Genomic DNA, 13,490 nt, shown 5'->3' on the forward strand with positions numbered 1-13,490 from the left:
TTGGTAGACACAAGGGATTTAAAATCCCTCGGCGTTCGCGCTGTGCCGGTTCAAGTCCGGCCCGGGGCACCATCTAAAAAATGAGGCGCGTTGGCAGAGTGGCTATGCAGCGGATTGCAAATCCGTGGACCTCGGTTCGACTCCGGGACGCGCCTCCATTCTCTACGAGAATACAGTAACCAGCTTTGGCTGGTTTTTTTGTATCTGCGTATCGAAAAAATCATTTTAGATAGTGGTTTATTATTGTTTGATTGTACTCTCCTCAGTTTGAACAACCTCTTCCGTTCGGTATTCCATTACCAGAAAACTCAACTCTTAAACGCTCGACCGAGTTCAGATACTGATTATTATCTGCATTGTTATGATCAAAATTGTTAAGTGCGACGTTCCAGTTAGTGAACGGTGTTGGTTCGAAGTAGGCGTATGCGAATTTATCTGATAATGCCCCATCGGTTATGATGCTGACCTGATTGCTTAAAGCGTCGTCAAGACGGTAGTAGAAGGCACGTGTCAGCGGGTTCGCGCTGAACTTAAAGTCTTCACGTTCAAATCGGTCGTAATAGATACCACCATTTGAGATGCTCAGGTTGAACTGCTTGCCATAAGGAAGATTTTCACCCTCGAAGAAGACACGGATCTTATCGAGTCTAACTCGGTCAAACGCACAGAACTGAGATTGTTCTAGTGGCACATTGAAATTAAATTCTCCCGTTTTCACCAAAGCTGCGATTTGTTCAGGGTCATCAACGATGAAGTTGTCGATGTTGAAATCCTGTGGTGCTGGCTGGAATCGATTCAGAGCATTGACGTACTCGTTTTCAATGGCCGCTAAGTCAAACTGATAGTCAAGATAGGTTTTGTTCAGGCTTGGTTTAATGTCGCTGTCTTTAAGTGCCCAATATTCATAGGCTGCGACGTAGTTTGAAAGTGCTACAAACATAGGTCGTTTGAAGTGGAGCGAAACACGTGCCAATTCCTGCTCAACTTTCTCTAGTGCATTGCTGTCATCAGAGGCATTCGCAATTAGCTGATTCAGACGCTCTTTCTGATTAATGGTCACTTTACGCGTTAAAAGGAGATCAACCAGCTTGGCTTGTTCCTGAACAAGGTTGAGTTGTGAAGCGTTAATTGCTTTACCAAGCAAAACCTGTTTTTCCAACTCAAGCAGGTAGACTCGCGCCCCTTTAATGCCAAGAGAATCCGCGTAGCGTAGGTTACTTCTAACCTCTGCTATCATAAGATCCCAGGCCAAGTTACTTTCATTCAAAGAAGGCACCGCGAAATCGAAAGAATCCATCGTCTCTGAGATACGCTGCATCTTAATAGTGGATTTCACTTCTGTTGTCAGAGACGCGATACCCGCGACTGTTTTTGTAATGCTATCTATAATACCTGTCACATTCTTTACGTTAGTCACAAGGTTTTTAGCTTTATCAAGAGCTTCTGGTGTTTTAGCCAATTGTTCAGTGACATCGTTAATGCCTGACAAGTTACCCGTAAACACGCCGCTGACCGCGCTACCAATTTCTGCGATGGCTTTGAATATTGCTAACGCCGCGTTAAGCTGCTGCTGAGTTTTCCATACTTCAACGCCATAGAGGTAATCGCTGCGAGCACTTAAAGCAGTAAGTTCTTGAGTTTTGTACTGGCTTTCCACCTCAGTGACACTATCAAGCAGCTTGGCAATGTTTTGTTCTGACTGCTCAACAACAGCGTTCTGAGATTGTAAAACATCTTCGATATTGCCTAGTGCGAGTTGAGCGTTTTCAATCTTATCTTCAACTCGAGTATTTCGGTCCGCAACGACATCGCGTTTTTGCTCAAAGGCGATCATGGCATCAAGATATGCCTTGTACTTGTCCTGATAGAGTGAACGATCAAGGTAAGGAACGAAGTTGTCAGAACGACTACTCAAATCAGTAAACTGTTTGAACGCAACGGTTTGTAAGTACAGATCAGTCAGTATTGGATCATCAGATACTGTCGTGCCTGCATTACGCATACTGCGCTCTACCCAGTTAAGCAAGGCTAGGCTAGTCTGAGGCTGTTCATCATACAGGCTGATGGCCATATCGAATGAACGGTTCACAATGTCTGAAAATTGCGACTTTGCAAGCTGGAAGTTGGCGGCAAGGTCATCGACAAGCTGTTGTTTGATGTAATGCTCGCCAGAGAGAATAATGGAAGTACCCGTACTTTCGCTGGTTCCTATTGTGTCGGCAGTTACGCCTCCATCTGGGGTGAAAGCGAGTACATTAAATGGTGTTTCCATTTCTTCTGCGATAACGGTAATGGAAGCCGCCGCGCCTTGCTGACCCAGGACGAACGTAGGGACGCCAGAACCAACAATTTTACGAGCAAAGATAACAATGTTCTGGTTATTCATCACCAGATTGAAGTTATCGGTAACTTCAAGAGTATCGGCAAAGATATACACTTTAGTGGGTTTAGTTTGATACAGATTTTGCTGTGTTACCCATTCTTTAAGATTGACGTACAGATCAGAAGTTGAACGAGTGATTGGGTCTGTTTTTGAGTATGGGCTATCAAGCCACTCCGGGTATTGTGTGTTCGCAGGCAGGTTATTGATGTCCAGCCAGTCAGAGGCCATAACCCCATTCGATACTGCTGCGGTAACAGCAAGTGCAAGGATTGTTTTCATTTTTATTTCCTTATGAGGTGCTACCCAAGCAAAATTTTGAGTAGCCTTTCCCGCACCCAGCGCGTAAGCGCGGGTGGGGAAGGTATTTAGGGACTGAATCCCGTTATTGGTTTATGCCGGAATTGGGTTATTCGGCTTTTTGTATGTATGCGTTGTTAGCGAATGTTTTGGCTTTTTCGCTGATACTGTTCCAGTTTTGCTCTGCAACTGCGGTGTTTGCCATCGCTCCCGCTGCGGCCAGAACAGCATTAGATTGTAGAATTTCAGTATTTGACTCAGCAGCTTCAAGTGCAACGATCAGTGAGTCGAAATCGGTATTCATCTTCTGCCAGTGCAGCTTTAGCTTGTTGACATAAGGGATCGCATTCTCGATTTTGCTTGAAATGATGTTGATGCTTTCTGTTGAACGAGAGTACGAGTTGTAGATCTTCTGAGTAGTAGACAGTTGAGCCTCAAGCACCTTTGCTTCGTCCTGAAGTTGATTACGAAGCTTTCTTGCTTTCTCTGCTTTGTCACCGTAGACACCCATGATAGGAACCGCCACCGCCGGGAACCAAGCATAAGTGACAGCTGTCGCAGCAACAGTCACATAGTGATCGTAATCTTTATTAAGTTGGTTGATGCGGTTGTTCAGGTCATTCACTCGCTGCTGAAGTGCACTGCCATCATCTTCCAGATAGCCGCTATGAGTGCTCTTCAACACATCCAGTTGTAACTTCTGCTCTTCAATCTTGGTAGCGAAAGTCAGCAAGTCTTCACTGGCTTTTTCTACCTTCTGTTGATTATTCACTGAGAAGTTCTTCAGCGCGCTCAAGTACGCGATAGAAAGCTGACGTGCTTGCTCTACAGCCTGAACATCTGCTGGCAGTGGCGAAATAGACTTGGTGAGGATGACAGTCAGTTGATCGCTCAGTGGATCGATCATGTACTTTTGAATGTCATTGTAATTGGATAGCGACAATGCCAAATCGACGATGTCAGGATAAAGGTCCTCTTTCCAGTAAAAGGCCTCTGCGTGGACTTTGCCGTATTGCTCCATCAACGCTTTAAAGTTTGAGAACGGGACATCATCAGCGATATCAAACGCGGATTTCATGCTCGCTTCTGTGATCGGTAAAGAGAGAGCCCCTTCGACGTATGTTTGAATCTGGAACCATTCTTTCTGATTTAGAACAAACTCGTCTGTATCCAAGTCAATAAACGCACCGTTTTCACCCATAATGGTGTCGTAACTGATCTGGCCGATTTGTTGCTCAGCAGAGTTTGGAGTCAGTGCCTGATTTGACGTAGAAGCCTGTACACCAGCGGCGATTAAGCTTAAACAAAGTGTTGATAGCAGAAGTGGCTTTTTTATGTGTTTCATTCTAATACCTTATTTTTATTTGTACTCGACCCTGCCATTTAAAGCATCTTATATAGTAAAAAGAGTTGAGTTTTATATTTCTAGCAAGCTGTGTTGTTTTAATATGGTTCTTTGTAAATTTGTTTTTTATTACCTCCGTCAAGCATTTTGGCTAAATCTATAGCAATGATATCGATTAGAATGCGTTATTGATCACATAAAATATAATTTTCTGATCAATGTTTGTTCGCACCATTTTTAGTAATATTTAAATTAGTAAAAGTTAAATAAATGGCAGGCCAGATAAATAAAGGTCTCAATAGTTATTAACTCATAAAAACAAAAGCTTAAGTGATAGATTTGTTATTCTAAATTATTTAATAATTTATTTTCCAAACGCATGTTTTAAATAACTGTATATCTGTAAAATATTTGTGGTTAATTGTGTGGTGATTTATTTAAATAAATCATTGTTGGAACAAATTGCCCAAATAAATCTCCAATAATTAGATAAAAGAGTTAATAGTTAATTTTCGGAAGAGAGGAGAATAATTTAACAATGTTAGCCTGTGTACGTTCGTACTCAAATTCCGAAAGTAGTGCGCATGTTTAGTTGATGAAGATACCGATGAAGCGAACCACTATGGTATTACGATGCACAGAGTTGGTGCGACTGAGAAGTGGTTGAAATGGTAACTTATTGAATTATTTAAAATCCTAGTATGGCACTGGTTTTGCTCGCGTTCAAAGTCGCGAGTTAGAAAAGAGTGTACAACAACGTCACGGCAATGGAGCCTCCTTCACTAAAGCAGTGGAGGAGGCTTTTTTATTTCAAGGAGTGAGTGATGACAACGGAATGTATAAATACAGCCTGTCCTTATTGTGGAGTCGGTTGTGGGGTGAAAGTCGATAAAGGGAAGATTGTAGGTGACGATGCGCATCCTGCGAACAAAGGGGCGCTGTGTGTTAAAGGTTCAGCGCTAGCTGGGAGCCTCAATATGCCGTCTCGTTTGCTTTACCCTAAGTTCAATGGCAAAGAAATCAGTTGGGATGAAGCGACAGATGTGATTGCAGAAGCCATGAACAACTCAATAAAAACGGAAGGTCCTGATTCTGTAGCGATGTATGTATCAGGCCAGCTTCTTACTGAAGATTATTACGTCGCAAACAAGTTGATGAAAGGCTTTGTCGGCAGTGCGAACATTGATACCAACTCACGGCTTTGCATGTCTTCTGCTGTAGTGGCACATAATCGTGCGTTTGGGGAAGATGTGGTACCAGTCAACTATAGCGACCTAGATAAAGCTGAACTCATTGTTATATGCGGCGCGAATACTGCATGGACACACCCAGTGATCTTCAGGCGTATCCAGCAAGCAAGAGAAAAAAATCCAAAGCTGAAACTCGTTGTGATTGATCCTCGAAAAACGGTAACGGCTCAACAAGCGGATCTGCATCTTTCTATCCCCAACGATGCTGATATCGCGCTTTTCGATGGGCTTATAAGGCACTGTATTGACACTGGCTGCTTGGATACTGAATTTATTGAGCGGAACACTTCAGGCTTCGACCAATTAGCGGAAAAGCTCAAAAGTTCCAAATTCACTCTCGCTCAACTGAGCGATACACTTGGCATTGATAAACAATCACTGCTGACATTTTATCGCTGGTTCAGTGAAACGCGAAAAGTGGTTTCGGTATTTTGTCAGGGTGTAAACCAGTCACAAACTGGTTCAGACAAAGGTAATGCGATCATTAATGCGCATTTAGCCACTGGCTCTATTGGTATGGAAGGCGCAGGACCGTTTTCGATTACTGGCCAGCCCAATGCCATGGGTGGGCGTGAAGTCGGCGGGCTGGCCAATCAGCTAGCGATTCATCGCGGCTTCGACCAAGAATCGATTGACGTTATTAAAGCGTTTTGGCGCTCACCTGATATTGCGACAAAACCGGGATTGAAAGCGGTAGAGATGTTTGAAGCGGTTGAACGTGGTGATATCAAGGTTATCTGGATCATGGCGACGAATCCCGTGGTATCCATGCCGGATCATGACTACGTCCGTCGAGCATTGGAACGCTGTCCAATGGTCGTTGTTTCTGACATCACGCCTGATTCTGATGTTGCGAAATACGCCAATCTCCTTTTACCGGCCGCTGGCTGGGGAGAAAAGCAGGGCATGGTCACCAATTCAGAAAGACGCATAACTCGGCAACGTCGATTTATTCAACCACCTGGGTGTGCTAAGCCAGACTGGCAAGCGATTTGTGAAGTGGGCAAGAAGCTTTGTGAGCGAATGGAAATAGCAAACGGATTTGGTTTCTCCAATGAGGTGCAAGTATTTAGAGAGTTCTCCGCCATGACAGGATTAAATCAAGACTCATCGCTGATGCTTGATCTCTCTGAACATGCAGATATCTCCGAACAAGAATATGACGACTGGCGGCCGCAACAGTGGGGTAAAGACCAGCCATTTTCAGATGGAAAATTTAGCTTTCCTGATGGCAAGGCAAAATTTGTTGTCAGTGACCAGCTGCCAGAAGCTCAAGATCCGCACTGGTGGCTCAATACAGGTAGGCAGCGAGACCAGTGGCATACAATGACACGAACAGGGCACATTGCTCATCTGGCTGCCAGCGAATTGGAGCCTACAGTTTATATGAGCCAATTATCCGCCGATCTATTAGGTGCTAAAAAGGGTGAGTTGATTAGAGTTGTGAACGGTGCCAACAGCATACTGGCTAAAACCACGATTGAAGACAGCCTGCCGATAAAACAGCTGTATATGTCGATGCATTGGGCTGGAGATTATGCTGGAAATAGTCAAGTTAATGCAGTGGTAAGCCGCTTAGTCGACCCTTATTCTGGGCAGCCAGCTTTTAAGTCCAGTCGTGTTGAAGTATTGCCAGAGAAGATTGCTAGCTACGGTTTGTACATTGGTGCTCAGTTCTCTAAAGAGTCTTTTGATTACTGTGCATTTCAGGCGGAAAAGCAGTCTGGCATTTGGCGATTTGCTAATACAAAACGCGTATCCAAGTCTTATGGTCAGAAATCTAACCAACAGAGGATCATGCTTGATCTGCCAGTAGGCTGGCTGGCTTTTGATTATGAAGAGACCTCAAGTTGCCGAATTGTCACTTCTATCCTTGTTGTTTCCCCCAAGCCTGTTGAAATTGACTACACCAAACTGATTGATTTGATTGGTAAACCACTGTCATTTGCTGAGCTAATTACGGTTGCTTCTAGTGAGAAGTCCAGCCAACTGGTATGTAGCTGTTTTCGAGTTAGCGACAAACAGATTACTTCTGCTTTGGAGAGCGGTCGTTGTCACAATGTTTCCCAATTACAAAATCAGCTCAAATGCGGAACTAATTGCGGCTCGTGTATTCCTCAGGTTGAAGCGTTAGTGAATGAGCATAGTGCTAAGACAGCAGTGATGAAATAAAGGGGCATAAGATGAAATACGATATCAATCTAAGGGAAGGTTCATATTCAGACTTGAATGGTGCAAGCTTCAGCGAACACCGTCGACTGTATAACGATTCTTGTAAGCTACACAAACTTGACCGCTATCGAACAAAAGGAAAAGTCTATCTAGTTGGCGCTGGTCCAAATGACCCTGACTTACTGACCGTCAAAGCGTTAAAACTAATTAAGCAGGCTGATGTGGTGGTTTACGACCGCTTAGTCAATCGAGAGATCTTAGATCTAGCAGAAAAGGCCGAGAAACTGATCTATGTAGGTAAACGCTGTGGTCAGCCTAGTTTAAAACAGGAAGAAATCAGTCAGATTTTGGTGGATTTAGCAGAGTCTGGTTATATGATCGTGAGGCTTAAAGGAGGCGATCCTTTTATTTTTGGTCGTGGTGGTGAAGAAGGGCTACTGCTGGCGCAAAACAACATTGATTATGAAGTAGTACCTGGCATCACCGCCGCAATTGGTTGTGCAGCGGCGTCCTACATTCCATTGACGTACAGAGCGTTGGCCCGAAGCGTGACGTTTGTGACGGGGCAAGTCGTATCAGGCGCGCTACCTGCTTGGGCTCAACTCGTATCGTCTGGGCAAACGTTGGTGTTTTATATGGGATTGGAAAAGGCCAGTGAGATACAAGATGGATTGCTCTGTCACGGTATGAGAGATGACTTTCCTTTAGCGGTAGTAACACACGGGTGTAGCTCTCAGCAGAAAGTCTATGTATCAAGCTTAAGCCGCCTAACAAGTCTGTCAGAAGCGCTGAAAGGTGTGAGTCCGGCATTGATTATCTTAGGGGAAGTCGTCACACTTCGTGAACAACTTAACGCGACCGTAGAGTCGGTGATTTCTCAAGAGGTAACATGAGCATAATTCAGGAATGTATTCGAACAGTGGGTCGAGGTGAACGAGGCCGTAAGCCACTGACGTTTGATCAAGCTTTTCACGTCATGGATGATTACCTTGATGGACGATGCGACGATGATCAGATGGCTATGCTGCTGATGCTGATTCGTGTGCAAAATGAAACTCGTCAAGAAATCGCTGGCTTCGTGAAAGCATTTCAATCTCGAGTACCTAACATTGGCGCTGATATTGACTGGCCATGTTATGCAGGTAAAAGAAAAGCCGCAGGTAAACCATGGCATCTGTTGGCAGCGAAAATACTGGCTGATAGTGGCAGAAAAGTGCTCTTGCACGGATATCATGATAGGCCCGCTGGGCGAGAGCATGCAGAAGATTACCTGAGTGTGCTGGATGTCAAAAAGGTTGAGTCCGCTGAGCACGCCATGAATGTGCTCCAAGAATGCAACATTGCATACTTACCACTCAAGTATTTCGCGCCTCAAGCCGAAACCATGATTGGTTGGAAAAATCGCTATGGTTTACGTACCCCAATTAACACCGTTGTGAGAGCGCTAAACCCAGGTGGTGCCAAGATTGGCATTCGTGGCAGCTTTCACCCCGGATTTCAGCAGTTGCATGCCGAAGTAGAGAGTGAAATCGGGCTGACTCGCCATGCGGTTGTGTCCTTCAAAGGCCAATCTGGGGAGTCCGAATATAACCCTAAGGTCAGTCAAACGGTTTGGATGAGTACGCCTTCCGGCGTGGAATCGCACTATTGGACGGAACAAATGCTCACAGACATTCCATTGCCTGATGAGTGCCCGCTAGGTACGCCAGAGGTAGAGCTGAATATGATGGCGAACACAGTTGTTACCACAATGGCTAGCATTCTGTTTGCTGAAACGGGCGATAAAGACAAATCCTTTGAGCAAGCTTATCAGCTATGGTCAAAACATTGTGAGTCTCGCTCATAAGCATTTTTGAGCCCCTTCCTAAGTTGACTTAATCACTCTGGCACATTCCTTGTTATGTCTCTTACAAGCAAAGAGATAAAACAAGGAATGTTATGCAAAAGAAAATCTCTAAAACTCCCACCATTGTTTGCTGCGATTCGCTGGAAGAACAAGCAAGGCTGACCACCTTATTGGCTCAGGATTATGACGATGTCATTGGATGTCAGCTAAGCCAATTTGAAGCCTTGTTGCAACGTGAGCCGGGTGCCAATGTTGTAGCGGGTTGGAAACAGCCCAGTGCAGAACTCCGTTTAATCATTGATGTTTGTCGCGAGAAACAGCGGCCATTACTCGTCGTGATTAAGCAGTTTTTATCCAATGATATTAATCGTTTACCAGAGCGTATGGATTACGTTTTGTTACCTGCCGATTCTGATCTTAGCCTTAAACCTTGGCTCGAACATGCCGCTATTGCGAGGGCATCATTGCTGGCGATGGAGTCTGAAATTGAATCCTTAGCAGGGAAACTGGAAGAGCGAAAAATGATAGAAAAAGCCAAAGGGTTGCTGATGAAAATGCATAATGTGGATGAAGAGTCTGCCTATAAAGCGATGCGAAAATCTGCAATGCAGTCGAGCCAGACCTTGGCTAAAGTGGCGAAAAACATATTGATCACTTTAGAAACCTTGAAATAGCGAGCTACCTCTTTGGGGTTAGGCATAAATTTCCGTAATGGTGCAGTATGCACAACTTAATAGCATCAATCATTTCGACTAAATGATTCAGGTTTATAAGGTTATGAAACACAAAGAAAAATAGTATTGGCACGTAACTTGGAATAGATAATTTAGAAATTTGGTTCACACGCGATTCAACGTTACCAACGGCGGTAATGAAGGAATGCAACGGCGCTACTGCTCGAAAGAGCAGTAGCGCTTTTTATTTGGAGAAAGCGAATGAAATGGACGTCAACTTTTAAACAATCACTATTGGCTCTTCCCCTAGCATTATCGGTCTCTATACCGTCTGCTTGGGCTGAACTCGGCGAACCTGAACTGGAAGATCTCAAGTTTGGCTTTATCAAGCTCACTGATATGGCACCGCTTGCGGTTGCTTACGAGAAAGGCTTTTTTGAAGATGAAGGTCTGTATGTCACGTTGGAAGCGCAAGCTAACTGGAAGGTTCTGCTTGACCGTGTCATTGACGGTGAGCTTGACGGTGCGCACATGTTATCTGGTCAACCTTTGGGGGCAACCATCGGTATTGGGACGCAGGCTGAAGTTATCACTGCGTTTAGCATGGACCTAAATGGTAATGCGATCACTGTCTCTAATGATACTTGGGAAGAGATGAAGCCACACATCCCCAAACAGGCTGATGGAAAACCTGTTCATCCAATCAAAGCGGATGCACTCAAACCAGTTGTCGAAAGCTACCTTGATGAAGGTAAGCCCTTCAACATGGGGATGGTGTTTCCAGTATCGACACATAACTACGAACTACGTTACTGGTTAGCTGCAGGCGGGATACACCCCGGCTACTACGCACCTGAAACGGGTGATAACAGCGGACAAGTCAATGCGGATGTATTGCTGAGCGTGACACCACCACCACAGATGCCAGCAACCATGGAGGCGGGTACCATCAAAGGTTACTGTGTAGGTGAACCCTGGAATCAACAGGCGGTGTTTAAAGGGATTGGCGCGCCGGTCGTCACTGATTATGAAATCTGGAAAAACAACCCAGAAAAAGTATTCGGCGTGTCGAAGTCATGGGCAGAGAAATACCCAAATACCCACATACGGGTTGTGAAAGCCTTAATTCGAGCGGCACATTGGTTGGATGAAAATAACAACGCGAACCGAGACGAAGCAGTCAAACTGCTGGCGAAAAGCGAGTACGTTGGTGCAGATGCAGAAGTGATCGCGAATTCAATGACAGGAACGTTTGAATACGAAAAAGGCGACAAGCGAGCTGTGCCGGATTTCAACGTCTTTTTCCGTTACAACGCAACGTATCCTTACTACAGCGACGCCATTTGGTATCTGACGCAAATGCGCCGCTGGGGCCAAATTTCTCAGGAAAAATCGGATGACTGGTACATGGACATCGCGAAAAAAGTCTACCGACCAGATATCTACCAGCAAGCAGCCGATGCATTAATAGAGGACGGTGTTCTGACTGCGAAAGATTTCCCAGATTTCGCTAAGGAAGATGGCTTTCGAGCTCCTCAAACCCATTTCATCGACAACATTGTTTACGACGGTCGAGAGCCTAATGCCTACCTCAAGAAGTTCAGTATTGGTTTGAAAGGTAAAGACAAGGTTTAGAGGCAATGAAGGGGAGCAATCTGTTCTCCTTTAAAAAGGAATTAAGAAGTAAAGGAGTAAGTATGCCTAGCAATGTCATATCGCTGGTTTCCAGCCCCAAGCTGGTGGCTAATAAAAGTAAACTGGTTTTGTTCCCTCTGATCGGCATTCTGATGTTTCTTATGTTTTGGCATTTAAGCGCCCGTCAGGTCGAAACATCACTCGGCACATTGCCGGGGCCAGTTCAGACATATCATCAGTTTAGTAATCTGGTTAACGAACATTGGCAAGAAAGAGACAAAGAACAAGCTTTCATTGAACGTCAGGAAAAGCGCAACGCAGCAAAGTTGGCAAAGAATCCTGAAGCAAAAGTGAAGATAAGGCCTTATACAGGAAAGCCGACATTCTTTGACCAGATCATCACCAGCCTAATTACGGTGGCAGCCGGATTTTTGTTGGCGACACTGATTGCGATTCCACTTGGAATAATGCTAGGGCTCAACCAAGGGCTTTATCAAGCATTTAACCCAATCATTCAATTACTAAAACCAGTATCGCCATTGGCTTGGTTACCTATTGTCACCATGGTAGTGAGCGCGACCTATGTGAGTGACGATCCTTTGTTTGCGAAGTCTTTTATTAACTCACTACTGACGGTTGCTTTGTGTAGCTTATGGCCGACTTTAATTAATACTGCTGTAGGTGTTACGAGTGTCGACAAAGATCTGATTAACGTCAGCAAGGTACTGCAGCTCTCTTGGTGGCAGCATATCCGAACCATTGTTCTGCCTTCAGCTATTCCTATGATCTTCACCGGCCTCAGGTTATCGCTTGGTATTGCATGGATGGTACTCATTGCGGCCGAGATGTTGGCGCAAAACCCTGGGCTAGGGAAATTTGTCTGGGATGAATTTCAAAACGGCAGTTCAGCATCACTAGGGCGGATTATGGTCGCTGTTATTACGATTGGCTTTATTGGACTAATGCTCGACAGAGGAATGTTGCAGCTTCAGAAATGGCTTTCATGGAACAAACAGCAAGCGTTGCGATAAAAGGAATTAATGATGTCAAAACCACTATTAGATTTGACGCAACTTGGAATGCGATTCCCGACACCCAATGGTGAGTTTATCGCGCTGAAAAACGTCAACCTCCAAATTAATAAAGGCGAATTTGTGTCGCTGATTGGCCACTCCGGATGTGGTAAATCAACGGTCCTCAACCTTGTCGCTGGGCTACACCTACCCACTGATGGTGGCGTGATTGTCGATAGCCGTGAAGTGAGCGGGCCAGGGCCTGATAGGGCTGTTGTGTTCCAGAATCATTCCTTACTCCCTTGGTTAACGGTATATCAAAACGTTGAGCTGGCGGTAAAGCAGGTGGCGGGTGGTAAAGGTAAGCACTGGATTCGCGAGCAAGTTGAGCACTACCTTGACCTGATTCAGATGACTCAAGCCGCAGATAAAAAACCGGATGAAATCTCTGGAGGGATGAAACAACGTGTTGGGATCGCTAGAGCACTGGCACTCAAGCCAAAAGTCTTGCTTATGGATGAGCCGTTTGGCGCGTTGGATGCACTAACACGCGCACGCCTTCAGGACTCATTAATGAACATTCAGGCGGAGCTAAACAATACCGTGATTATGATTACTCACGATGTTGATGAAACTGTGCTGCTTTCAGACAAGATAGTCATGATGACTAACGGACCAGCGGCAACCATTGGTGAAGTTCTGGAAATTGAACTTCCTCGTCCACGAAATCGCGTGGAACTGGCGGATAACCCTGTTTATCAGCGCTATCGCCAATCTGTTTTGAAATTCTTGTACGAAAAACAATCGAAACAAGAGTTGCCAGCAGATAAGAAAAAAGTAAACAGCAAACCTGCACCTGCGAAGACAGCATAAGG

9 protein-coding genes and 1 tRNA gene are annotated in these 13,490 nt (G+C 44.9%); 8 read left to right on the top strand and 2 right to left on the bottom strand.

The features are described 5' to 3' along the window. The first annotated feature begins 84 nt into the window (after positions 1 to 84). Positions 85 to 158 (top strand) — tRNA-Cys (locus tag QMA41_RS20310). Positions 159 to 262: 104 nt separating this feature from the next. Here the strand turns inward: QMA41_RS20310 and QMA41_RS20315 are convergent. Further along, complete coding sequence (locus tag QMA41_RS20315) at positions 263 to 2,662, bottom strand: hypothetical protein (protein ID WP_281630463.1); 2,400 nt, start codon at positions 2,660 to 2,662, stop codon at positions 263 to 265. Positions 2,663 to 2,789: 127 nt separating this feature from the next. Beyond that, entirely contained in the window at positions 2,790 to 4,025 is a 1,236-nt protein-coding gene (locus QMA41_RS20320) for an alpha-xenorhabdolysin family binary toxin subunit A (RefSeq protein ID WP_064486239.1), read from the bottom strand. 824 nt (positions 4,026 to 4,849) lie between these two features. Between QMA41_RS20320 and QMA41_RS20325 the strand changes: the two genes are divergently transcribed. From QMA41_RS20325 to QMA41_RS20355, 7 genes are all read left to right on the top strand, one after another. After that, entirely contained in the window at positions 4,850 to 7,447 is a 2,598-nt protein-coding gene (locus tag QMA41_RS20325; protein WP_281630464.1) for a nitrate reductase, read from the top strand. 11 nt (positions 7,448 to 7,458) lie between these two features. Further along, positions 7,459 to 8,340 carry a uroporphyrinogen-III C-methyltransferase gene (gene cobA, locus QMA41_RS20330; protein WP_281630465.1) on the top strand — a complete coding sequence of 294 codons (882 nt, stop codon included), beginning with the start codon at positions 7,459 to 7,461 and terminating at the stop codon, positions 8,338 to 8,340. Then, positions 8,337 to 9,293 carry a glycosyl transferase family protein gene (locus tag QMA41_RS20335; RefSeq protein ID WP_281630466.1) on the top strand — a complete coding sequence of 319 codons (957 nt, stop codon included), beginning with the start codon at positions 8,337 to 8,339 and terminating at the stop codon, positions 9,291 to 9,293. The genes cobA and QMA41_RS20335 overlap by 4 nt, the downstream gene beginning before the upstream one ends. A 92-nt stretch (positions 9,294 to 9,385) precedes the next feature. Then, positions 9,386 to 9,967: an ANTAR domain-containing protein gene (locus QMA41_RS20340; RefSeq protein WP_281630467.1), complete on the top strand. Its 582-nt coding sequence runs from the start codon at positions 9,386 to 9,388 to the stop codon at positions 9,965 to 9,967. Between the two features lie 261 nt (positions 9,968 to 10,228). Beyond that, positions 10,229 to 11,602: a CmpA/NrtA family ABC transporter substrate-binding protein gene (locus QMA41_RS20345; RefSeq protein WP_281630468.1), complete on the top strand. Its 1,374-nt coding sequence runs from the start codon at positions 10,229 to 10,231 to the stop codon at positions 11,600 to 11,602. A gap of 62 nt (positions 11,603 to 11,664) precedes the next feature. Further along, positions 11,665 to 12,633: an ABC transporter permease gene (locus tag QMA41_RS20350; RefSeq protein WP_281630469.1), complete on the top strand. Its 969-nt coding sequence runs from the start codon at positions 11,665 to 11,667 to the stop codon at positions 12,631 to 12,633. A gap of 12 nt (positions 12,634 to 12,645) precedes the next feature. After that, positions 12,646 to 13,488, top strand: a complete 843-nt coding sequence (locus tag QMA41_RS20355; protein ID WP_281630470.1) for an ABC transporter ATP-binding protein — start codon at positions 12,646 to 12,648, stop codon at positions 13,486 to 13,488. Positions 13,489 to 13,490: the final 2 nt, after the last annotated feature.

This window comes from Vibrio sp. St2 (assembly GCF_947311885.1).
Taxonomy (GTDB): domain Bacteria; phylum Pseudomonadota; class Gammaproteobacteria; order Enterobacterales; family Vibrionaceae; genus Vibrio; species Vibrio coralliilyticus.